This window comes from uncultured Algibacter sp. (genome assembly GCF_947495675.1).
GTDB lineage: Bacteria > Bacteroidota > Bacteroidia > Flavobacteriales > Flavobacteriaceae > Algibacter_B.
The window spans coordinates 1-24,178 of record NZ_CANLZX010000019.1; the positions used below are offsets into that span (position 1 = coordinate 1).

General features: G+C 29.1%; 25 protein-coding genes. 10 read left to right on the forward strand and 15 right to left on the reverse strand.

All coding sequences use genetic code 11. From position 1 onward, the window contains the following. Positions 1-183: 183 nt before the first annotated feature. The 9 genes from raiA to Q0842_RS13060 all read right to left on the reverse strand — a co-directional run bounded on the left by raiA (position 184) and on the right by Q0842_RS13060 (position 8,460). Complete coding sequence (gene raiA / locus Q0842_RS13020; protein ID WP_298498810.1) at positions 184-486, reverse strand: ribosome-associated translation inhibitor RaiA; 303 nt, start codon at positions 484-486, stop codon at positions 184-186. A gap of 36 nt (positions 487-522) precedes the next feature. Further along, on the reverse strand, positions 523-1,413 hold the full coding sequence (locus Q0842_RS13025; protein ID WP_298498812.1) for a tyrosine-type recombinase/integrase: 891 nt from the start codon (positions 1,411-1,413) through the stop codon (positions 523-525). Positions 1,414-1,562: 149 nt separating this feature from the next. After that, positions 1,563-1,757: a 30S ribosomal protein S21 gene (gene rpsU, locus Q0842_RS13030; protein ID WP_298498815.1), complete on the reverse strand. Its 195-nt coding sequence runs from the start codon at positions 1,755-1,757 to the stop codon at positions 1,563-1,565. A 327-nt stretch (positions 1,758-2,084) separates the two neighbouring features. Next, positions 2,085-3,251, reverse strand: a complete 1,167-nt coding sequence (locus Q0842_RS13035; RefSeq protein ID WP_298498818.1) for an acyl-CoA dehydrogenase family protein — start codon at positions 3,249-3,251, stop codon at positions 2,085-2,087. Further along, the gene (locus tag Q0842_RS13040) at positions 3,244-4,140 is read right to left on the reverse strand and encodes a helix-hairpin-helix domain-containing protein (protein WP_298498822.1); all 897 of its coding nucleotides are present in this window, start codon (positions 4,138-4,140) and stop codon (positions 3,244-3,246) included. The genes Q0842_RS13035 and Q0842_RS13040 overlap by 8 nt, the downstream gene beginning before the upstream one ends. A 7-nt stretch (positions 4,141-4,147) precedes the next feature. After that, positions 4,148-5,752, reverse strand: a complete 1,605-nt coding sequence (locus Q0842_RS13045; RefSeq protein ID WP_298498825.1) for a sodium:alanine symporter family protein — start codon at positions 5,750-5,752, stop codon at positions 4,148-4,150. A 107-nt stretch (positions 5,753-5,859) separates the two neighbouring features. Next, positions 5,860-6,879, reverse strand: coding sequence for a TrkA family potassium uptake protein (locus tag Q0842_RS13050; protein ID WP_298498828.1), 1,020 nt, complete (start codon positions 6,877-6,879; stop codon positions 5,860-5,862). Further along, positions 6,876-7,103 (reverse strand): PspC domain-containing protein, encoded by a 228-nt coding sequence (locus tag Q0842_RS13055; protein ID WP_298498831.1) that lies wholly within the window; start codon positions 7,101-7,103, stop codon positions 6,876-6,878. The genes Q0842_RS13050 and Q0842_RS13055 overlap by 4 nt, the downstream gene beginning before the upstream one ends. A gap of 85 nt (positions 7,104-7,188) precedes the next feature. Continuing rightward, positions 7,189-8,460 carry a DUF2851 family protein gene (locus Q0842_RS13060; protein WP_298498834.1) on the reverse strand — a complete coding sequence of 424 codons (1,272 nt, stop codon included), beginning with the start codon at positions 8,458-8,460 and terminating at the stop codon, positions 7,189-7,191. A 104-nt stretch (positions 8,461-8,564) separates the two neighbouring features. Here Q0842_RS13060 and Q0842_RS13065 point away from each other — a divergent pair, with 104 nt between their 5' ends. The 5 genes from Q0842_RS13065 (at position 8,565) to Q0842_RS13085 (ending at position 11,762) form a co-directional block, all read left to right on the forward strand. Continuing rightward, positions 8,565-9,110, forward strand: a complete 546-nt coding sequence (locus Q0842_RS13065) for an RNA polymerase sigma factor (protein ID WP_298498837.1) — start codon at positions 8,565-8,567, stop codon at positions 9,108-9,110. 52 nt (positions 9,111-9,162) lie between these two features. After that, a complete protein-coding gene (locus Q0842_RS13070; RefSeq protein WP_298498840.1) occupies positions 9,163-9,663 on the forward strand; it encodes a hypothetical protein in 501 nt (166 codons plus the stop codon). Between the two features lie 69 nt (positions 9,664-9,732). Then, a complete protein-coding gene (locus Q0842_RS13075) occupies positions 9,733-10,290 on the forward strand; it encodes a hypothetical protein (protein WP_298498843.1) in 558 nt (185 codons plus the stop codon). A 12-nt stretch (positions 10,291-10,302) separates the two neighbouring features. Then, entirely contained in the window at positions 10,303-11,202 is a 900-nt protein-coding gene (locus Q0842_RS13080) for a hypothetical protein (RefSeq protein ID WP_298498846.1), read from the forward strand. A 164-nt stretch (positions 11,203-11,366) separates the two neighbouring features. Continuing rightward, a complete protein-coding gene (locus tag Q0842_RS13085; RefSeq protein WP_298498849.1) occupies positions 11,367-11,762 on the forward strand; it encodes a DUF2721 domain-containing protein in 396 nt (131 codons plus the stop codon). On the opposite strand, the gene Q0842_RS13090 is transcribed toward Q0842_RS13085, so the two are convergent. Next, positions 11,759-12,598 (reverse strand): sterol desaturase family protein, encoded by an 840-nt coding sequence (locus tag Q0842_RS13090; RefSeq protein WP_298498852.1) that lies wholly within the window; start codon positions 12,596-12,598, stop codon positions 11,759-11,761. The genes Q0842_RS13085 and Q0842_RS13090 overlap by 4 nt on opposite strands. 24 nt (positions 12,599-12,622) lie before the next feature. Continuing rightward, positions 12,623-13,114: a YkgJ family cysteine cluster protein gene (locus Q0842_RS13095; protein WP_298498855.1), complete on the reverse strand. Its 492-nt coding sequence runs from the start codon at positions 13,112-13,114 to the stop codon at positions 12,623-12,625. 103 nt (positions 13,115-13,217) lie between these two features. Here Q0842_RS13095 and Q0842_RS13100 point away from each other — a divergent pair, with 103 nt between their 5' ends. Next, positions 13,218-13,916 (forward strand): methyltransferase domain-containing protein, encoded by a 699-nt coding sequence (locus tag Q0842_RS13100; RefSeq protein ID WP_298498858.1) that lies wholly within the window; start codon positions 13,218-13,220, stop codon positions 13,914-13,916. Here the strand turns inward: Q0842_RS13100 and Q0842_RS13105 are convergent. The 3 genes from Q0842_RS13105 to Q0842_RS13115 all read right to left on the reverse strand — a co-directional run bounded on the left by Q0842_RS13105 (position 13,892) and on the right by Q0842_RS13115 (position 19,374). After that, positions 13,892-14,539 (reverse strand): hypothetical protein, encoded by a 648-nt coding sequence (locus Q0842_RS13105; RefSeq protein WP_298498860.1) that lies wholly within the window; start codon positions 14,537-14,539, stop codon positions 13,892-13,894. The genes Q0842_RS13100 and Q0842_RS13105 overlap by 25 nt on opposite strands. 13 nt (positions 14,540-14,552) lie before the next feature. Continuing rightward, on the reverse strand, positions 14,553-16,277 hold the full coding sequence (locus Q0842_RS13110; protein ID WP_298498862.1) for a TonB-dependent receptor: 1,725 nt from the start codon (positions 16,275-16,277) through the stop codon (positions 14,553-14,555). A 76-nt stretch (positions 16,278-16,353) separates the two neighbouring features. Beyond that, positions 16,354-19,374: a tetratricopeptide repeat protein gene (locus tag Q0842_RS13115; protein WP_298498864.1), complete on the reverse strand. Its 3,021-nt coding sequence runs from the start codon at positions 19,372-19,374 to the stop codon at positions 16,354-16,356. A 470-nt stretch (positions 19,375-19,844) separates the two neighbouring features. Between Q0842_RS13115 and Q0842_RS13120 the strand changes: the two genes are divergently transcribed. Genes Q0842_RS13120 through Q0842_RS13135 form a run of 4 tightly spaced genes read left to right on the forward strand, consistent with a single transcriptional unit; the run spans position 19,845 to position 23,059 of the window. Continuing rightward, on the forward strand, positions 19,845-20,528 hold the full coding sequence (locus tag Q0842_RS13120) for an ATP-binding cassette domain-containing protein (protein ID WP_298498868.1): 684 nt from the start codon (positions 19,845-19,847) through the stop codon (positions 20,526-20,528). Between the two features lies 1 nt (position 20,529). Then, positions 20,530-21,270, forward strand: coding sequence for a methyltransferase domain-containing protein (locus Q0842_RS13125; RefSeq protein ID WP_298498870.1), 741 nt, complete (start codon positions 20,530-20,532; stop codon positions 21,268-21,270). After that, positions 21,270-22,121: a glycosyltransferase family 2 protein gene (locus Q0842_RS13130; RefSeq protein ID WP_298498873.1), complete on the forward strand. Its 852-nt coding sequence runs from the start codon at positions 21,270-21,272 to the stop codon at positions 22,119-22,121. The genes Q0842_RS13125 and Q0842_RS13130 overlap by 1 nt, the downstream gene beginning before the upstream one ends. Then, positions 22,121-23,059, forward strand: coding sequence for a glycosyltransferase family 2 protein (locus tag Q0842_RS13135; protein ID WP_298498875.1), 939 nt, complete (start codon positions 22,121-22,123; stop codon positions 23,057-23,059). The genes Q0842_RS13130 and Q0842_RS13135 overlap by 1 nt, the downstream gene beginning before the upstream one ends. A 38-nt stretch (positions 23,060-23,097) precedes the next feature. Here the strand turns inward: Q0842_RS13135 and Q0842_RS13140 are convergent, their stop codons facing one another. Further along, positions 23,098-24,165, reverse strand: coding sequence for a glycosyltransferase (locus Q0842_RS13140; RefSeq protein ID WP_298498878.1), 1,068 nt, complete (start codon positions 24,163-24,165; stop codon positions 23,098-23,100). Between the last annotated feature and the right edge of the window lie 13 nt (positions 24,166-24,178).

The following is a 24,178-nucleotide window of genomic DNA, read 5'->3' on the forward strand; positions in this document are numbered from 1 at the left end:
CCGATGGAGGGACTCGAACCCACGACCTGCTGATTACAAATCAGCTGCTCTAGCCAGCTGAGCTACATCGGCTTTTTTATGAATTTTTTACAAAAAAACCACATAAAAAAAGCCCGCTATTTCTAACGGACTGCAAATGTATAGATTTTTTACTTTATTCAAAACATTTTTTAATAAATTTTATTATAAATGTGCTCTTAATTTTTCTTTTCTCTTTTTTAATTGCCTTTCTAATGATGCGACTGCCATATCTGCACCCTCTTCAAAGGTTTTACATTGCTTTTTTACAACAAAGCTATCTCCAGGCACACTTACTTTTGCCTCAAATATTTTATTTTCTTTATTACTTGTATTCTCAACTTTTAAAAAAACATCAGATTTAATTACTTTATCATAGTACATGTCTAATTTATCCATGCGTTGCTGAATAAAATCTATTAACTTTTGATCTGCATTAAAATTAACCGATTGCGTGTTTACTTTCATACTTCTATTTTTGGTTAGACAATAATTTTATAAATGCTATTTTTTGCTTCTTGGGTGTGCATTTATGTGTACCCTTTTTAGTTCTGATATACTATTATGTGTATAAACTTGTGTAGCAGCTAAACTAGAGTGCCCTAAAAGTTCTTTAACAGCATTTAAATCGGCACCTTGATTTAACAAATGGGTAGCGAAAGAGTGCCTGAGAATGTGCGGGCTCTTTTTTACCTTTGAAGATGCTAAACTAAAATACTCATTTATTATCCTGTAAACAAGTGTTTCGTATATTTTAACGCCTTTTTTAGTTAAAAAGAGTTGTTCTGTGTCTATAATAGCTTCTAGGCTATTTCTTACATTTAAATATTTAACTGCTGTTTGTGTTACTGATTTTAATAACGGAACTATACGCTCTTTATTTCTTTTTCCTAAAACTTTTAAAGTATTGTTGTTTAAATCTAAACTTGATGTAGTTAGCTCAACAAGTTCTATCCTTCTAATACCTGTGGAATAAAACAACTCAATTATGAACTTGTTTCTTAAACTTTCAAAATCGTCTGCAAAATTTAAATCGTCCAAAACACTTTTAATTTCTGCTTCTGAAAATGGAACTTGAATTTTTTTATTTGTTTTTAAAGCTTTATGTTTAGATAATGGGTTCAGATTAATATCGCCTATTTTCAATAAAAATTTATAATAACTATTTAATGCTGATACTTTTCGGTTAACACTTCGGTTTGATAATCCATTTTCTACTAATAAAACTATCCAACTTCTTATTTGTGCATAATTGATATTGTTTATTGAATTGTTTTCGTATTCATCTTTTATGAATTCTGAAAAATCTTCTAAATCATTTTGATATGCATTTACTGTAAGCTTAGAATAGTTTTTTTCTAATAACAGGTAATCTGTAAATGATTTTAGGGACATATATATAAGATGTGTTAAAGTTATAAAGTTAAAAGTTAAAAGTTAATAGAGCAACTTTAAAATCATATTATACAAGTTAAATAACGTATTTACAAAAAAATCCCGCTATAAATAGCGGGATTGTATCTTTAACAAAGAATGGTATTTAACTATACCGCTTCTGCGTCTCTTAAAGTCTGGATATATTGCGCTTTTTTAACTTGCGCTCTACGAGCAATTGAAGGCTTAGTAAACTGTTTGCGCTCTTGCAACTGATTTTTAACCGTTGTTTTAACAAACTTACGTTTGTAACGTTTTAGTGCTCTATCTATATTTTCTCCTTCTTTAATTGGAATTATTAACATAGTATCTTAACCTCCTCTCTTTTAGAATTTTCTGGCTGCAAATATAAAAAGTAATTTAAAGTTAACAATTGTTTTTTTCTTTTATTTAAATCGTGTTTATTATAACACAAAATAAGAAAGCATTTATATATTTAATAAGCAGACAAACAATATTAAGTAAGCTTTCAAAAGAATTAAAACACTATATTTTTGTAATACTATAATAGCCTTAAAGGTAAATTTTTATTTAAAAACCTTAAATAAATGAAATTAAAGAATAAAAACCTTATTAAAACTCTAAACCCAAATTGGGTTAGTTATAATTTAATTCGCACTAAACTAAATAATTTATGTGACTGGTTTATATTCTTTTTTATCAATAATAATTTTTGCTAAAATCTCTTTGAGGATTTCTGAAGTTCCACCTCCAATTGGCCCTAACCTACTATCTCTGAGAAGACGTGCCATGGGATATTCTTCCATATATCCATAACCGCCCAAAAACTGTAGACATTGATAAATAACCTCATCGGCCATTTTTGTAGATTTAAGTTTGGACATGGTTGCTTCTTTAACAACATACTCACCTTTATCTAATCTAGAGGCTATAGCGTAGTTAAATGTTTTATTTATCTCCATATCGGAATAAAGGTCTACTAAACTATGTCTTAAGGCTTGGAATTTATTTATAGTCTTACCAAAAGCTTCACGTTCACTCATATAATTTAATGCATAATCTAGAGCGAATTCTGCACGAGCATGAGCATTGATTCCCATAATTAATCGTTCCAATGAAAAGTGTTGCATTATGTATGAGAAACCTTTGTTTTCTTCACCTAGAAGATTTGTTAAAGGCACCTTAACATTATCAAATGCTATTTCTCCTGTATCTGATGCATTCCAACCTAACTTATTTAGTTTGGTAGCAGAAACACCATCCATTTCTCTATCCAAAACAAATATACTAATCCCTTTATTACCTATTTCTGGTGTTGTTTTGGCAGCTACGATTAAATAGTCGCTTAAAACACCATTAGTTATAAATGTTTTTGAACCATTAATCAAATAATGGTCTCCGTTTTTAACAGCAGTTGTTCGCATTCCTGCAACATCACTTCCACCAAATGGCTCTGTAATACACAGACAACCTATTTTATTACCCGCTATACTAGGCACCAAATATTTTTGCTTAATATCTTCGTTGGCTTCAGCATTTAAATGCGTCATGGCTAAATACACATGCGCCCAAATTGCTGCAGCAAAACCACCTGAGTTTATTTTTTGAAGTTCCTCAAGAAGAATAACGGTATAGAATAAATCTAAATTCATTCCTCCATAAGCTTCTGGGTAGTTTATACCTAAAAAGCCCATATCTCCAAATTTGCTCCAAATAAATCTTTCGATATTACCTGTTTTTTCCCATTTTTCAATATGTGGTACAACCTCTTTTTGTAAAAAATCTTGAAGGCTTTTTCTAAAAAGATTATGCTCTTCGGTGAAGTACATGCTATTCATTTATTTTTTCTTTTTCGAAGTGCAAATATAATTCAATTATCTTGATTTTATTTAAAGGGAAGTCTTTAACTTTTATTAAATCATCAATTGAGTTATAGCCTTCTCTTAATTGGCGCTGCTCTAAAATATCATGTGCTAAATCATAATCAATATGTGGAATGGTAACTAAATCATCTATAGTTGTTGTGTTAATATTTATTTTTTTTATTGCTTTTGGAGTTTTTACAGTGAAATGATCTGTAATTTTTTCAATTACCTCTGGACTTAATCCATATACATCTTGAAGTTGTATATCTGCAATAAAACCTCCTTTAAACTTATTTCTGTATTTTATTATTCGTTCTGATAGCACTTTACCAACACCATTTACTTTTTGAAGTTGTTGAGCTGTTACTTTATTTAAGTCTTGCTTATTTGCATAAGTTCTTGGCTTACTATTATAGACTTGAAATGAATTATTTCTTGGTTTAGGGTTAGTTACCCATTCTGGAAATTTGAAATTTGGTGATAGTACTTTTAATAACGAATCTGAAACCTTAGTGATTTCTTGAAATTGTTTGGTAGAATTTATCCATTTATTCTGTTTTCTAAAAGTTAATAATCTATCTATTTCTTCATTAGACATTCCTAAACTTGAACCTTTATAGTCTGTAATATAATTTGGGTTAAATGGATATATTTTAGGTTTATTTTCTTGTGTTTTATGAAATCTCAAAGAATCTATTTCTTTAGTATATTTTAAGAGTTCTTCTTTATTTACTTGAATATTATTTGATGGATAGTCTATAAAAAAATATACGCATTGAGCTACTATTATAATTATTAATAATAAAAAAATCCCATTTCGTTGTTCTTTTGAAAACGTAAAATGGGATTTGAAATTTTGCATTTAATAATTATTTTTTCATAGTTTTTATTGCATCCATATATTTATTTAATTCACCTTTAACTTTAGGAGCTAACAATACTAATCCTACCATATTTGGAACCATCATGGCAAATACCATGGCATCAGAGAACCCTATTACAGATCCTAAACTAGCTGCTGATCCAACAATTACAAATAAACAAAACAATATTTTATATGAGTATTCTGCTTTTTTAGTTCTTCCAAATAAATAAGACCATCCTTGGAAACCGTAATAAGACCAAGAAATCATAGAACTAAAAGCAAATAACACTACTGCTATAGTTAAAACATAAGGAAACCATGAAATTGCAGATTCAAAAGCTCCAGATGTAAGTAATATAGCTTGTGCATCATTTAAAGACGCATTTTCTGCAGTTACATTTCCAGTAATAATTAACACTAAAGCCGTCATGGTACATACAACTACAGTATCTATAAAAGGTTCTAACAAAGCAACCATTCCTTCACTTGCAGCGTATTTGGTTTTAACTGCAGAATGTGCAATGGAAGCTGATCCAATACCGGCTTCATTTGAAAATGCAGCACGTCTAAACCCTTGAACTAATACACCAACCGCACCACCAGCAATTCCTTCTGGACTAAAAGCGCCATTAAATATTTGAGCAAATGCATCACCAATCATATTAAAGTTAGCAAAAATTACAAACAAAGAAGCTGCCACATAAATAGCTACCATAAATGGCACAATTTTATCGGTTACTTTAGCTATTTTTTTAATACCTCCAATAATTACTATTCCAACTAGAATGGCCATGACAACACCAAAAGCCCATCCATAGCCATGAAGAAAAGAGTTTTCTCCTCCTGTAATATTTTCAACTAATTGAAATGCTTGATTTACTTGAAACATATTACCACCACCAAATGAACCACCAATTACAAAAATGGCAAATAAAACAGCTAAAACTTTACCTAAACCACCAAGACCTTTTGATTTTAAACCTTTAGTTAAGTAGTACATTGGACCTCCATAGACTGTTCCGTCATCTTCAATATCTCTATATTTTACACCTAATGTACATTCAACAAACTTTGAAGCCATGCCTAAAAATCCAGCAATTATCATCCAAAACGTAGCACCTGCACCACCAATAGAAACTGCTATGGCCACACCTGCAATATTACCTAACCCAACAGTTGCAGATAATGCCGCTGTTAATGCTTGAAAATGTGAAACTTCTCCATCATGCCCTTCAACTCTAATAGTATCTGGGTTATCTTCTTCATCAGTAAATTTAGATTTTGAAATTTCTACTTTATGGTTTTTTCGGTCTTCTAAATCATCATATTTTCCTCTTACTATATTTATAGAAGTAAAAAACCCTTTAAAATTTATAAAATTAAAATAGAAAGTAAAGTAAAGGGCTCCCAAAATTAATGGAAATAATACCCAATAAACACTAATAGTATCTGTAAACGGTATTTGATAAAAAACAGCTTCAACAAACCAACCTGTAGCACTTCCAAATTTTTCATCAATAATTTGATCTATGCCTTTTTCGGCTGTTTCTTGTGCAAATGTTAAAAATGGAATAATTAATGTGAAAATTGAAAGAAGATACTTCTTCATAAAGTTTGTGTTAGTTAATTTTTATTTGAAAGACTCTTATTAGAATCTAGCAAGATGCTAAAAAAAAATGATTTTATAAAACAATAGCTGTTAAAATAGCATATTTGCTAGTCGATATCATACTCAGAATTTAACGTTTCTATTTGTTCTGGTCTTCCTAAAACAATGATTTTAGAATGCCTTGCTAATTCCATGTCTGCATCAGGGTTTAAAATATATTCGCCATTTTCGTCTTTATAACCTATAACAGAACAACCAGTCTTTCTTCTAAGATCTAAATCTTTAATAGTTTTAGGTTTCTTTGAATCATAAAATTTCTCTACTGCGACTTCCTCTATATTAATATTTGATTTACCTACAATAGATAAGTTGTCAATAAATTCCATTAAACCAGGTACTACTACTAAAGATGCCATATGATCGCCTCCTATTTTATCTGGAAGTATTACATTATTTGCTCCTGCAAATTTTAGTTTTTCATATGAAGATTCATTTGAAGCCCTGCTAATTATATTAATTTTACTATTTAATTGTCTTGCAGAAAGCACTACAAATAAATTATCTGCATCATTTGGTAATGCTGAAATAAAGCATGAAGCTCTATCTACACCTGCAATTGATAAAACTTCATCTTCATTAGCGTTGCCTATTACATAAGGTACATCGTCTAATTGTAAACGCTCTTCCATGTCTTTATTCTTATCTATAACAACAAACTGTTTATTATAAGCTTTTAACTTTATTGCTGCTTGCTTTCCATTTCTTCCGTATCCGCAAATAACAATGTGATTTTTAAAACTGTCTATCTTTTTCTGCATCTTTTTGTGTTTTAATTCTTCAAGATCATTTTTACTTAAAATATATTCTGTAATTATAGATAAAGCATAACCTACAATAACAACACTTGCTAAAATTAGAAATATTGTAAAGATTTTAGACTGGTTATCTAAAGGCACAACTTCACCAAAACCTACTGTTGTCATGGTTATAACGGTCATATAAAAAGCATCAACCCAAGAATAACCCGATATCATTTTATATCCAGATACACCAATAAGCATAATTACAATCAGTAAAAATACAGCTGTATAAATTTTTGTTCTAAAAAACTTTATTAATGGATTCATAAATCAAAAACCGATGAGCGTTTTGTGTTAACTAAATCTTTTATTCGCATCCAAAAAGCCAAAAACAAATATAGAGCAAAACCAAAACCAACAGTAACAAATGTTAAGTACATGAAAGAGGTTCTTACCACTTTAGCTCTAATACCAAAACGATCGGCTATACGTTGACAAACGTAATATCCGTGCTTTTGAAAAAACAATAAAGGTTTATAAATATTGTTCATGCTGCAATTTAAGGCTTACTTTTTTAGTTTAAAAGCTTAAAACAATAATCATTTAAAATATGCTATAAAAATTTGTATTCTGCGCTTATTTATTAATTAAAGAATTACCTATAGCACATTGTAAACATTTATTTTTATCACAATATTCTGTTTTAAGTTGAATTAACGCTTGAGATTCTAATGAGGATTTAGATATTTTCTTTAAACTATTGTATGCATCAATTATACTATTTTTTTCTGATGCTAAAGCCTCAGCTATTTTAATTATTTCTGATTCTACATCCTTTCCTTTTTGTTTTGAATAACAAAATTTAATTGGTAGTATCGTATTAATCAACAGTAAATCAATAAATGATTTTGAGAGCTTTTTTGTTGATAATTTAGATTCTTTATTAAATGTATAATGTGTTTTCCAAAACGTAGAAGTTGAAACATTGAAAAGCTCATAAAAATCTTCTAATTTATTTATTTCTATGATTTTAGAAAATAAATTTTGATGATTGTAATACAGGCTAGCTAACTGCGATAATCTAATGGTTGGAAAATTTGGTGGTCTTAATCTAAAAAACTGTATTGGTAAAACTTGATGATGTTGAATATTGAATTTTTGTTTTAAAAACTGATACTCTTTATTTAATGTTAAGTAATACGCATCTTCAACTTTTTGCTCTAACAAACCTGCTTGACCTAACAATAGAGCTTCTAAAACTTGCTGATTAGATTGTGTTTTTCTAATTATTGAAAAATCTATAGACTGTGCCAAGCTAAAAAAGGATTCACCATTTACTTTTAATCCAAAATTTTTAGTTAGCATTTTAAATAGTACTGCTTCCCAGTCATTTTTAGACTCTACCAAAAGCATCTCTATGGTTTCCGATTTTCGTTCTAAACGCTCAAAATACAATCGTTCTAACCAATTGGATAAAACAAAACCATCTACCAAAGCAAACTCATTTTCACAATTAATCCATTTGTTTTGTTTAGCAAAAAGCCTTTCATAATTATGTAGCATATCCCTATCAACAAAATCTTTAAGTTGTAATGTAGGTATAGCAGTATTATCTTTTCTAAACACTTCGGTATCATATTCCCAAACAACATGAAGAATAACATTATCATAAGCTTTATCTTGCTCATGATTATGTAGAAACCAATCGGATGATTTTATATGAATTTCCACATTACCAGCCCAAAGCTGCTCTCCTATTTTAACCTTTGCATTAAAAAAATCTGGGCCTGAATTATGGTTATGTTGGCCAACAGAAGTAACAACAATAGGTTCTCCTATAACAGTTTTTAAACTATTGAATTTAATTTTTTTATGTTTCCAAATATAATGTAGGAAGTCTTCTTGCATTTTACTAAACTAATAAAACCTACTCAAATTAAATGCTATTTTTTTTGTATTTTAAAGCAAACTATTTTGCGAATGGAGGGTCTAAGTTATAAAATCTTCTAATTATGAATCAAGAAGTTGAACTCATAAAAAATCTCAAAAATCCAAAGTTTAAAAATAAAGCTTTTAAGGATTTACTTGATTTGTATCAAGAACGTTTGTACTGGCATATTAGAAAGATTGTAATTACACACGATAATGCCAACGATGTACTGCAAAACACTTTTATTAGAATATTTAATGGTATTCAAAAATTTGAAGAAAAAAGCACGTTACACACTTGGATGTATAGGATAGCGTATAATGAATCTTTACGTTTTTTAGAAAAAAGTAAAATTAAAAATACAGTTTCTATTCAAGACAATAGCCTCGAGTATATTAAAAACTTAACAGAGGATAGTTTTTTTAACGGGAATGAGTTACAGCTAAAATTAAATAAAGCTATATCTGAACTTACAGTCAAACAAAAACGTGTTTTTCAAATGAAATACTTTGATGATTTAAGTTTTCGAGACATATCACAAATTCTAAATGTAAGTGAAAGCACCTTAAAATCATCTTATTATAGTGCAGTAAAAATAATTGAAGAAAAAATATTAATGCAATGCTAAACAAACTTTTAAAAGCTTTGAAGGTCTAATAAAAAATCAAGATTAAAATATTATGAATAACCCAAACAAACATAAAAAGAATATCTCAAAACTTCACAAAGAAAAACTTGGAATGGATATTCCCGATGATTTTTTTGCAAGTTCTAAGAAAACCATACTCAATGCAGTTATTCAAGAAGAAAAGCCTAAACAAACTATTTTTTGGTTAACACCAAGATTTGCATATCCAATTGCTGCTAGCATTATTCTTGCTATTGCATTTACTTTTTGGATACAAAATAACAACTCAAATAAATCAAATGAAATCACAAACACAAAATCTATTAAAACTAAAGATTCTAATCTTGATGATGACTTTTTGATTAGATCACTAATAGTTTCGGACTCTGAAATGGAAACTTATTTAGATAATTACCTAATTAATAGTATTGTTATAGAAGCGGAATTATCAGAACAACAATTAGAAAATATTTTTATTAATTCTGTAATTATAGAGGATTCATTAATAGACAGTTATTTAGATAAAAGTTTAATTGAAAATATTGTGTTATAATTTCAAACTTTTTTGATTTTTTAGGTTCTAAGTAGTAGAACAGTTTTAATAACATAAATAGTAGAAATCATGAAAACAATATCGTTAAAAACCGTTATTGCATTATTCAGTTTAATAATGCTTTTAACAACAGGAAGCTCTCTTTTTGCTCAGGAAGATGATTATACACCTATCATGAATAAATTATCCCTACAACAAAGAGAAATGTTGCAAACACAACGCCAATTAATGTTAAAAAACCGAGAACAACTCAGAGCGTCTTTAACAGAAGAACAATTAGCTATTTTGCGAGACAAAACTCAAACTAAAGAACAGATTAGATTACGTTTGAGAAAATCTTTTACCGATGCCCAAAATGACATGGTAAGAACTCAAGAACGCCAATTACGACAAGTAAGAGACCAATTTAGAGAATCTTGCACCCAAGAGCAAAGACAAATGTTGCAAGAACACATGAAACAAACCAGACAACAATCTGGTCAAGGTGAAATGAGAAATGGAGAAGGTTTTGGAGGTAATGGTGATAAAACCAGAAATAATGATGGAACTCGTAATGGAAATGGAGCTGGAAATGGTAATTCTGGTGGAAATAGAAGTGGCGGCGGAAATGGAAATGGTGGAAGTTAAAATCTTATAAAGATGAAAACTCTAACCTTTTTAAACAAACAAATTTTAGTTTTTTGGTTGCTGCTCTTAACGGTAGCAACCACTACTAACTTATATGCACAAGAGCCAATAAAAGATGAAATCGATTTACTTCTTGACGAACTATTTTTTAATGACCAAGAATTTATTAATGATATTTTAAACTCTTTCAACACCAATAATTTTATATACACAAACTTATCATTTAATAGCAATACCTTTTTTACGGGTCGTGAATCTGGTATCAATCAATTTAATTTAGTTCCTCAAATATCCTATTATAGTGCTTCTGGTTTTAACATAAGTGTTTCTGGTATTTACTATGAAACCTTCAGCCCAAACTGGGATTTTACAAATGTTTCAGTTGGCTATTACAACACCTTAGGCAAAAAAAAATCTTTTAATTACAACATTGGTTACACCCGCTATTTTTATGCTAATGGTTGGGATGTTTTTACAAACTCCATTAGTTTAAGTTTAGGTTTAAGAAATAATAAAAGAACTTTAGGAACAAAACTAACTACATCTTACCTATTTGGTACAGATCAATCATTTCAAATTATATCACGTAGTTATGCTAATTTAAATTTAGTAAAAGGGAAAAGCTATTCACTTAAATTTAGACCACAACTAAGTTTCATAATTGCTCAACAAACTACTGCACTAGAACAGTTAAATACTCAAGGCGAAGTCACTACAATTGAATATATTTATAATGACATATTTGATTTATTAAACACGCAGGTAAATATCCCTCTTAGTTTAGCAACCAAATCATGGGATTTTGAATTAGGCTATAATATTAATTTGCCCTCACGTTTAGAAACAGAACCTAAGCTAAGCACAACAGCATTTGTTAATTTATCCATAGGCTATTTAATTGATTTAAAATAAACCAAAGTGATTAAAATTAATAATATAAAATGTATTTAATAATTACATATTGTAATTGAAGTAAAACACAAGTTTTACCAAGTTTAACAACTTTATTTTTTTTAAAGTGAAATATTCAGCTAAAAAAGCATAAAGTTGTTAAATTTGATGAAATATTTAACTTCGTGGAACAACTAACACTTACAACCCCTGCCCTTTTATTTTCTGCAATATCTTTAATCATGCTTGCTTATACTAACAGATTTATAGCTTATGCTTCAATTATTAGAAGTTTACATGACAAATATTTACAACAAAAAGACGAGCATTTAATCAAACAAATAAAAAATTTAAAACAACGTCTTTATTTAACCCGTGCTATGCAAATTACTGGTATAACAAGTTTATTACTTTGTGTATTAACTATGTTTTTAATTTATATACAGCTTCACATAGTGGCGATTTGGGTATTTGGAATAGCGCTTATATTGTTAATTATCTCTTTAGCACTTTTAATAAAAGAAATTCAAATATCTGTAAAAGCTCTAGAGCACCATATTAGTGATATTGAGAATGGTTAATTTTCGCTCTCAAAAGAAGTTGGCTTTTGATATTTTTGAAATGGCTGAAGCAGTAAACTTTTAATCTTACCATTTTCTTCTTCATTTGGAAACACATCAACACCATAAACAATCTTATCGGTATCTAACTCCATGTATGTACCAAAAAGTCTATCCCAAACCGAAAATATATTACCGTAATTAGAATCTGTATATGGCATTTTGTGATGATGATGTACCTTGTGCATGTTAGGAGAAACAATGACATAGCTTAAAAGTTTATCAACTTTTTTAGGTAATTTAATATTTGCATGATTAAACTGCGTTGCTACTACAGATAATGATTGATATAGTAATACAAGAGCAATTGGTGTGCCTACAATAAAAATTCCAGCTAACGTAAACACGTAACGAATTACACTCTCTAGTGGATGATGCCTATTGGCCGTTGTTGTATCTACATTATGATCAGAATGATGTACTAAATGTACCATCCAAAGCGGTTTTACCTTATGCTCAATTAAGTGAGGTAAATACGCCCCAATACAATCAATTAAAAAGACGCCTAGAATTCCGTATAACCAAATAGGCATTTCTGGCAACCAATTTAAAATACCAAAATTATTTGCCATAACCCAATCTGAAGATTTTAAAAATAAAAATGCTAATGGCAAATTAACCAATATGGTTGTTAGTGTAAAAAAAATATTAGGAATGGCATGCTTCCATTTTTTGTAATTAAATCCAATTAAAGGCACAATACCTTCTAATATCCAAAAAAAGGTTAAGCCTCCAACAATAATAAATGCTCTGTGGTGTGTTGGTATGGTCTCAAAATAGTTTAAAATAGTTTCCAAATGATTAGTTTTTCTCTAAATATACTACTTTATTTTTTCCTTCATGGCTTCAACAATATTGAAAGCTGCAGGGCAAATTACTACATTCTTTAAGGTTAGATTAGAAATTTGCTGAAACTTTTTTCTGTCTGTATGCGGAAATTCTCTGCAAGCTTTTGGGCGAACATCATAAATAGAACAATAATTATCTTCTCCTAAAAACGTACATGGTACACTTTGTAACACATAATCATTGTCCTCATCTAAACGTAAAAATTGCGTAATAAATTGCTGTGTTTTCATTTTAAAATGTTTAGCAATTCTATCTACATCTTTATCTGTAAATAAAGGTCCTGTAGTTTTACAACAGTTTGCACATTCTAAACAATCTGTTCGCTCGAATTCTTCTTCATGCAAATCTTGCATGATGTAATCTAAATTTTTTGGCGGCTTCTTTTTTAACTTTGCAAAGAATTTTTTGTTCTCGTTATGTTTATCTTTGGCCAGCTTTGGAAGCTTATTTATAATGTCTTGCATGGTGTAAAATTAGACAATTAGATTTATTTAGACTCTTAGATTAGTTAGATTTTAATATCGCTAAGGTATTAATCTATGAAATTTTAAACTTATAATTTTTATAATGAAAGATCTTTTCGGGAAAGCTTTATTAGATTACCAAAACGGAAATTATTCTGAAGATATTATCACTTCAACAAACATTTCTGATGAAGATGTCTTGCCACTTCCCTATTTATTTAGAGATTTTAAAGATATGCCCGAATTGGAACAAAAAGCCTTAAAACTCTGCAAGGGTTCTGTTTTAGATGTTGGTTGTGGCTCTGGAAGTCATAGTTTATACCTTCAAGAAAAGGGTTTTAATGTTAAAGCTATTGATATTTCCAAAGGTGCCATTAAAGTTTGCAAACAGCGTGGTGTTTTAAATACTGAAGTTTTAAATATTTTAAATGAAAAGGAAATATTTGATACCATTTTACTTTTAATGAATGGTACAGGTATTTTTCAAGAATTGACTCAAGTTTCAAAACACTTATCTCATTTAAAAAGCCTTTTAAAACCTAACGGACAAATTTTAATTGATTCTTCTGATATTAAATATATGTACGAAGATGAAGATGGTGGCTATTGGATGGATATGAACTCTAGTTATTATGGCGAACTAGATTATTTTTTGTCTTATAAAGGTGAAAAAGAATCACCAATGAAATGGTTGTATTTAGATTTTGAAACTTTAAAATTGGCTTGTGAATCGGTTGGATTACAATGCGAATTGGTTATGGAGGGTGAGCATTTTGATTATTTGGCGCAGTTATCATTATAATAATTAACTATAAGTTCTAAATCGTCCTTTTTAAGTTCTTCACTCTCAATTTTAGATATTAAACTTGGGCAATCATAAAAATATTCAATTGTTCTTTTCTTAAAAGATTTACGTTTATATGCATAATTAATTGGAATAGCACTTTCATTTTCTCGGATTAATAATATTTCCTCAGTATAATTACGTGCAACTCCAGCACCAGATATCTTTTTCTTAGCCAATTTAATTTTTCCATCAATAATTAGTTCAGCAAACCCTGTTTTAGTTTTATTTAAACTTTTATATATAGGAATAAAAATCGCCTTTCTTTTTATCCTTTTTCCTTTCTTTTTGTAATCTAAATCAAAAATAACTTTCTTTATTTCTTCTGTATCAAACTTAGTACTTCTTCTTTCATTACCTTCCAAAAATCTTAAGTATTCTTTATTTCCAACTCTTATTGAAAATGAAGTTAATCCCTTTTCATCAGGATATTCTGTTCTATTCATCGACATTGATAGTCTTGCTCTTCCAATTAAAACTTCTCCCGTTTGCAAAAATACTTTAGCTGGTTTCCAATCATTATATTGAGCATTTATAACAATTGAAAATAAAAAAAAGATAATAGTTATAATCTGCTTCATTAAAATATTGATATTAAAAATCAAACTTATAAGTAGCTCCAGCTAAAAACTGAATGCTTTGTACAGGAAAGTTTTGCCATTTCTGGTAAGCATTATTAGCTATGTTATTAGCTTTAGCATAAACTGAGAATTGCTCGTTTACATGATAACCAACATGTGCATTTGCATCAAAATAACTATCTAAAACAACTGTAAAAGGCGATGTAATGGTTCCATTATTCAAGTAAAATTGATCTTTACGCTCACCTATATAATAGAGGTTTGCACCTGCAAACCAATTCTCGTCTATTTGATAATCTAAAAACAGAGATCCTTTAATATCTGGCAAATTCCATGCTTCAGCTTCGTCATCTGTAGAATAGCTAAAATATTCGGCTTTAATACCTAATTTGAAATTTCTATTTACATCCATATTTATTTCTCCAGCTACACCAAAGGTTTCTGTATCATCGTAAACCATGCCGAAAGAATTTCCATAGGTATAATCTTCGCTTGTTAAAGTAATCTCATTATTTCTAAAAAGTGCTTTGTTTCTATCTGCTATGTAACTCCCACTAACATTGTAACTCATATTACTAGATAGTTTTCCTTTTAAACCAACATAAGCGTTGTATAATTGGTCTGTTGGTGCAATAAATAATGTTGGTGAAACAAACGGATTTTCGTTTGCAAATCCATAATAAGAATTCTGTATTAAATCGCCTTTTATACCTCCATAAGCAATCAATACATCATTTACTAATCTGTAAGTAGCAGAAATGTTTGGGTATACATAAAAATTATTATCGCCAGATTCTTTATCGTTTAAATAATATAAAGACACACCTAAGTTAACGGTTAAATCGTCTTGTTTTAATTGGTAAGTTGGTGAGAGTCCTATTTGGAAATTACCATAATTTAACTCATTTGTTGTTTCGTAATTTCTATCAAAAGCACCACCTAAATAGTCTATTTTAAAATCGGTCGATATTTCTACATCATTAATTGGCACATCTACTTTAGCTTTAGCAATAAATCTATTTTCTCCAGAACCTTTATTGTCTGTAAAGCGTCTAAAAAAGAAACTTCCTGAGTTTATATAAGTGTCTTCAAAAGTAATATCACCACCAAAATGTGCATCAAAAAAAGAATGATCTACCTCTATATTATTAGTTTGAGCTTGTGCTATTTGAGATTCTGGCACACCATACCAATTATACATTTGATGCTGAAAACCAGCTTCAACATTCCATGCCAAATCTCTTAACCTACTTGAATAATTAAGGTTAATTTTTGAGTTAGAAAAATTATCATCGAATTCTAAACCTTCAATGCCTCCAGCAGATGAGTGATGACTTACATAGCCACCAATACTTTCGTTTCTACTAATGGCATGGTTTAGGTACACTTCGCCTAAAATGGTAGTGTAGCTACCAACACCTAACGTAGCATAATTATCATATAATTTTGTTGGTGCTCGTTTCTCTACAACAGCTGCTTTGCCCTTTGCAGGTGTAAAGGTTGATGCTACAGGAAATGAAAAAATATTATATTGAATATCCTTTTTTGTTTCTGTAGTTTCATCATCTAAAGAGGGTACTTCTTTAACTTTAAAAGCATCAGATATTGTAGGCACATATGGCTTAATAACATCTATTACGCCTGTATTTATAGTATCATTTTTAGTTCTTTGTGAAAACCCAAATGTAATACTTAACAAAAAAATTCCTGTGAAAATATATTTTATTTGCTTGCGCATATGTATAGTTTTTTGATTATTGATTGATGAAATGCTTATACCTTAATTAGCATAACATTTTTATCTTTTATTAAAATTAATCTTCTGGTACAATTGATGAATTTGTTTTTGCTTCTTCCCTTTTTATTTTACTAAGTTCTGCTTTAGCTTCTGAAACAACATCGTCAAATTCTGGAAAATTTTGGATAACACTTTCTAAAATATAAGTGGCTTGAAAAGCATCGTTTAAAGCGTAATAATTCTTAGCCATTAACACCAAACCTTTTGCACTAAAGTATTTATATCCAGAAAAATCTTTAGCTAATCTTTGCACAGATATATTTGATGCTTCATGCTTACCTTCTTTATTTTTAAAATAGGCATTATAATATAAAGCTTCGGCTGCTGTTTCTCCTGTTGCAACACGCTCAACATTAGCATATGCTGTTTTTGCTTTAGTCTCATCGCCTGTTTTTATTGCAGATCGGGCAATAATTATATGGGCATCACTCTTAATTTTATTGTCAATTGTAGAGCTTGTTAAAACTTTTTCAGCATAAGCAACCGCTTCGTTATAGTTTTCTAATTGATAATTTGCTTTCATTAAATTAGATTGTGCAAATACAATATTTTGCGGATAGTTTGCTTCTGCTTCTAAACGTTTTAAAATTGGTATGGCTTTATTCCAGCTTTTGCTTTCTAAATAAAATTGAGATAAACGCGATAAAGCTTCTTCTGTAAATTCATTATTACTGGCATCTGCAACATACTTATAATGTGGTGCAGCGTTTTCTAACAAATCTTTTTTGTAATATAATTGTGCTACATAAAAATGCGATTGCAAAGCATGTATACCATTTGGGAATTGATTTAAATATCCATTAAACTGTTTTATTGCCTTATCTGTATTGTTATCTAAATATTGTTTTTCTGCTGCTTCGTAAGTAGCATTATCCAAATCGGCATCTGTTACTTCTACATAATCTAATTGCTTTACCCAATTAGCATAATCGTCTACACGACCTAAGTCTATATATATTAGCCTAGCAGTTGATACAGCTTGAACAGCTTCTGGTGTTCCTGGATAATCGCCTGCTACTTTTTTAAATTTGGTTAAAGCAAGCTCGTTTTCACTTCCGTTGTAATACACTAAACCTTGGCGCAATAATGCTTTTGGTACGAACGAACTCATTCTATACTCACTACTTAACTGATTGTAGGCCTTCATGGCTTTATCTGTTTTATTAGCTTTCACATAAGAGTTACCTAATTCATAAAGCGCATCATCTCTTAATTTTGATTTATTATACTCTGAAATAAATTGCTCTAATTCTGTTATTTTCTTAGATGTATTACCTGCATAACCAATACTAATTGCTTTTTGAAATGCCGGATAATCTGAGTCTATTTCATTTAATTGAATGGCTTTTTCGTAAGCTGATATAGCACTTTGATATTGGCTAGAAACAAAATGGCCATCGCCTAAACGCAAATAAGCATCATTTAACCTTACCTTATCATTTCCATTATTTGCTATAAATTGATTAAAGTGTTCTGTAGCTTTTCCATAATTTTTTAATTTGAAATATGTGTAAGCTAAATTATAATCTAGGTTTTCTATTTCTGGAGTAATTAAACCTCCTGTTTGTTGCTTAAATTGTTTAAAACCAATTAAAGCATCGTCGTAATTAGTTAAATTATAATCTGCTTCGGCCTTCCAAAAGGTTGCTCTAGCTGTATATTTTTGGTCTTGAGATTCTTTTAAAGAGGCATCAAAAAGGGATTCGGCTTCTTGATAGCTACCTTCATTATACAACTCTAACCCTCTATAAAATGCTACTTTTTGATAAGCTACCTTATTTTCAAAACTATTTTTATTTTCTAATAAGTTTAAAGCTTCTTTGTAATTTTTTGAAGTAATGTAAGAATCAATTAAAAGCGTTTCAATTTCTTCTTTGTAACTAGTATCTGGATATTTATCTAAATAACCTGCTAAAACTTGGGGTGCCGATTGGTATGGGTTACCAATTTCATAACTAATTTTTGCATAATTTAACCAGGCATCTTCTTGAATTTTTAAATCAAAATTCATTTGTGATGCATTTCTAAACGCATTTAAAGCTTCTTGTTTTTTATCTAATTTAATATAACTTTCTCCTAAATGATAATAGGCATTTTGAGCTATACTGTTTTTGCCTCCTACAATTTTATTGAATTCTGAAATAGCGTTTTCGTAATCCTTTTGTTTGTAATACGCATAACCTAATTGATAAAAATCGGTATTATTCCACTTTCCCCTTTTACCTTTATAAGCTGTTAAATACGGGATAGCTTCGGCATATTTCTCTAAATTAAAGTAACTTTCACCTATAATTTTAGAAAGCTCAGAAACTTCATTTTCATCACTATTTTCTATGCGTTCTTTAGCCAACTCAATAGCCTTATCAAACTTTCCTAATTTAAAGTTTAAATCGGCTTGATAGTAAGATAGTTTTTCTTTGTAACGCTCTTGGTCGCTTACTTGTTCGAAATACTCGTTGGCTCTATCATAATCATCGCCTTCATAAGCCATAAAACCAATGTAATATTTAGCTTGTGATCCATACTCTTGCGAAGTCTCTACTTTACTTAAATACTTTTTAGCATCTTTATATTGTTTGGTTGTAAAAGCCGTATAGCCATTATTAAAATAGAATTTTTCACGCTCTTTTTTGCCTAAAGCTTCTTCATCAACTTTATTGTACCATTTTCTAGCATAAGCATATTTTGAGTTCTCAAAGTAATAGTCGGCAACATCAACAAAAGCAGTATTTTTTTTTGTACTTGTTGGATATTCTTTTACAAAATCTTCAATTAATTGATCGGCATTTTGCTGGTTTAATCTTACTGCACAATTTGCAATATAATAGGCGCAATTTGATTGCAAAATAACTTCATCTGCTGTTTTTTTTATCGTACTAAACAATGACTGCGCAGCTTGATATTGCTGGTTATTATAAAGCGTTAATGCTTTTTGATAATCAACTAAACTACTTGTATAAGTAGCAGATTGCTGTGCTATAATTTGGAGACTAAAACTTATGGCAACTAATAATGAAACAATACTTTTCTTAGTCATTTAGGATTAATTTTTAAATTAATAATCAAAGATAAATAAAGGATATTGGTTTTAATTAAAAGTTAAAAAACAAATATCTTTTATTTTAGATTTCCGTTTAAACGGAATAACAAATTTGGTTAAAACCCCAAATAAATCATCTGGAGGTTACTTTTTAATTAAACTAAATGCTATAACGTAATAATCGTGCCATAATTATAAAACAAGTAATAAAATGTTAAAAAAAAATATACCAAATGCAAGAAAACTACAAATGGAAAATAGAGGATTAGATTAAAGTTAAATGTCATTTTTAGTTGTTATTTTTTATTAGTTTAAGAATTGAGTGTATAACAATTTCTTAAAGCTATTGTGTAATGACTAAAAACGGATTAGTTACAACTATTTTAAACTTTTTGCGTTTAACTTTTACATTCAATTATTAAATAATACATTTACAACAATCAATAAAAATTTTCGTTTATCTTATTATGTCAAATCCAATTTTACAATTTAAGAATGCTTCTATATTTCAAGGCGACAGCCTAGTACTATCAAATGTTAATGTAGAAATTAACAAAGGTGATTTTGTGTATTTAATTGGTAAAACCGGAACTGGTAAAAGTAGTTTTATGAAAACCCTTTATGGCGATTTACCTCTTAGAGAAGGAGAAGGCCACATTGTAGATTTCGATTTAAAAAATCTAAAAGAAAAAGACATACCATTTTTACGACGTAAATTAGGTGTTGTTTTTCAAGATTTTAAATTACTTACAGATAGAACTATTAACAACAATTTACTTTTTGTTTTAAAAGCTACAGGATGGAAAGACAAAGATAAAATGAAAACGCGCGTTGAAGAAGTTTTAACCAAAGTCGATATGAAAACTAAAGGCTTTAAATTTCCGCACGAGCTTTCTGGTGGCGAACAACAACGTGTTGCTATTGCAAGAGCTTTACTAAACAACCCAGAGCTAATTCTTGCCGATGAACCTACCGGAAATTTAGACCCACAAACTAGTGTGGAAGTTATGGAAGTATTACAAGACATTAACAAAAACGGCAATACTATTTTAATGGCTACACACGATTATGCTTTGCTACTTAAATACCCAAGTAAAACTTTAAAATGTGATGAGAATCAGGTTTATGAGGTAGTACAACGTAAAGGATAATATGTATAATTCTATAAAAAAAAGTTTAAAATCTTTACTTCCTAAAAAATTCATAATTAAAAATGAGTTGTTTTTTAGGTACTTTTATGGTGTTTTCTTTTTAGGAAAAAAACATAAATGTAACATATGTGAAAAAAAGTTACGAGCTTTTATTGAGTTGGAAAACAAGGATTTACTATGTCCTTTTTGTGGTAGCTTATCAAGAAACAGAAGACTTTGGGAAATAGTTAATAACAATAATTCATTAAAAGGAAACATACTACACTTTTCGCCATCAAGAAACCTTTACAGAAAGTTAAAAAAGCATAAAAGCATAAATTATTTTAGTAGCGATTTTGAAAATGAGTTTCTAGCAAATTACAAATTTAACATTACCAATATTACTCAAAAGGATGAAACTTTTGATACCATTATTTGTTATCATATCTTAGAGCATATTACCGATGACAAAAAAGCAATGAGAGAACTGTATCGAGTTTTAAAACCTAATGGCCAATTATATATTCAAACACCATTTAAATCAGGTGATATTTATGAAGATGACTCTATAACTTTACCAGAAAAACGATTGAAACATTTTGGACAGGAAGACCATGTTAGAATATATTCAGCAAATGGACTTAAAAACAGGTTAAATGATTGTGGTTTTAAAACAAGCATAATACATTTCAACAAAACATCTGATACTGATTTTTATTTGGGTTTAATAGCTCCTGAAACCATTTTAAAGGCAAGCAAGTAATGCTTTCTATACTTATACCAACATATAACTGTAACATTACACATTTAGTTAATGAGTTATATAAACAATCAAAAGCATGTGGTATTGAATTTGAAATTTTGGTTTTTGATGATGCTTCAAAACCTAATTTAAACACTACAAATTCTGAGATAAACGATTTAGATTTTTGCACATTTAAACCTCTAACTAAAAATATTGGAAGAAGTGCTATAAGAAATTTGTTAGCTAAAAATGCAAAGTATAACACTTTACTATTTATTGATGCGGGTACGTTTCCAAAACACAAAGACTTCATAGACAACTACTTATCAGTTAAAAACAAGCATGTTTTAAGTGGCGGAATGACACATCTTAATACACCTCCAAAAAAGCCTTATAAATTAAGGTGGCTTTTTACCAAAAAACGTGAATACAAAACCCTATGCTCATCAAATTTCATGATAGATAAAAATCTTTTCTTATCAAACCTTTTTGATGAAACATTAAAAAAATATGGATATGAAGATGTATTGTTTTTTGAAAAACTATCTAATCAAAATATTGAAGCCTATTTTTTTAACAACCCTGTAATTCATAGTGCAGATGATGACGCCAATACATTTATAAAAAAAACAGAATATGCTATTGAAAACTTAATTGACTTAATAGAAACCAAGAAAATAAATGCTGATAGTCAAAAAATGTATCGGCTATATTACAAACTTAAAAAGATGAAATTGGTTTCCTTAACTCATAATATCTTTAAAATACTAAGACCATTATTATTAAAAAACTTTAACTCATCCTCCCCTTCTATATTACTTTTTGATATTTATAGAATTGGGTATTTTTGTTCAATAAAAGCTAAATAATGAAACCATTTTTTTCAGTTATAATTCCATTATACAATAAAGAAAAGTTCATTGAAGCTACTCTAAAAAGTGTTTTAAATCAAAATTTTAAAAACTTTGAGGTTATTATTGTTGATGATGGTAGTAGTGATAGTAGCTTTAAGGTAGTATCTCAAATTAAAGATTCTAAAACATCCATATTTAAGCAAGAAAACAAAGGCGTTTCATTTGCTAGAAATTTAGGAATTGAAAAAGCAAAAGGTAAATATATTGCTTTATTAGATGCAGACGATTATTGGCACACTAATCATCTATTAGAATTAAAAAAGCTTATTGACACGTTTCCTAAAGCAGGATTGTTTTGCAATAATTATGAGGTTTACTACACAGATACAATTTATAAACCAGCTAAATTTAATTTTGATTTTAAAGAAGATTGCTTAATTGTTAAAGATTTTTTTAAGGCGAGTGTAACCAATTCTGTTGCATGGACATCGGGTGTTGCTTTTACAAAAGAGAAATTCAATGCTGTAGGTGGTTTTAATACTATTTTAAAAACAGCTCAAGATTTAGATTTATGGATAAAATTGGCATTAAAATATGATGTTGCTTTTAACCCTATAATAACCATGTCTTATAAAATTCATGTTGATAACAGCTTGTCTAAAAGTAAATACAACGATATTAGGTATGAATTTATTAATAATTTTACAGAAGAAGAAAAAACTAATCCTTCATTAAAATTATATTTAGATATTAACCGTTTTGCAGTAGCATTACGATGCAAAATGAATGATGAAGAAGTGCTTTATAAAAAATTAAAATCTGAAATTGATTTTAACAACTTAAATTATAAGCAAAAGTTTCTTTTAAACTGCCCTAAATGGATTTTAAAATTAGCCAAAGGAGTCCATGGTTTACTAATTAAAAATGGGGTTTATTTTTCGGCTAATAAATAGATTTACATTTTAAAGATTTCTTAAAAAGAATGCACTATCTACTCAAGTAATTCTTTCCATTGTGCAGTTATATTATCAATTGAAAATCTTTGCACACTATATCTAGCATTGCTTTTGCAAGTATTATAAAGTGAATCATCTTCAATAAATTGATTAAATGCATTTGCTAATTCAATAACGTTATGATTTTCGACTAAAAGTCCATTAAAGCCATGTTCAATAATTTCATTAGGTCCAGATTTACAGTCAACAGAAACAACAGGTGTGTTACAACTTAAAGATTCAATTAACACCATTGGAAAACCTTCATGTCTGCTTGTTAATGTTGTAAAAAAAGCCTTTTTAACATAAGGAAAAGGGTTTTCTATATATGGTATATGATTTACATAAGGTTCTAATTGTAATTCTTTAACCGTTTTTATTAATAAAGGAATATCACTTCCATCACCAATAATAAAAAACTTAAAACCCTTTTTTGGTAACAGGGAAGTTTTATAAGCCTTTAAAGCTAAGGTTAAATTTTTCACACGCTCCTCAATACGTCCATAAAATAGAATATATTTATCGTTAATTAAAACTTCTTCATTTACTTTTTTAGAGATGTTTTTTATATCTGCTGGATTATAAATTTGCTTACAATCATTAAACTTATATTTAGTTTTGAGAGCTTGCTGAATAGCTTTACTCACGGCAACAATTCTTACTTTGTTATATAATAATCGAGCTAAAAAAACCGAACTAGGTAAATATTTTTTCAAATAATAACTATGAACTATTGATATTACTTTTTTTGCTTTAAACACATAATTGTAAACAATAAATTCTTTAAAAAATTTAGGTCTGGTACGATTGTCTATAATAACATCAAAATCATGCCTCTTAAAATAAGATTTTAAAATTTTTATTTTTTTAAAATTTGATTTACTGTTTTTCAATTGAGCCTCCAAATTAAATAGTTTACCAGAGTACTCATAATTTACTTCATTTTTAGTAGTTACAATATGGACATCATATCCAAATTTAGTTATCATTTGAGATAGTATCGCACTAAAACGTTCTGCTCCTCCTTTTCCCATTGATGTTGTTACGATACAAATTTTTTTCATTGTAATAAAACGG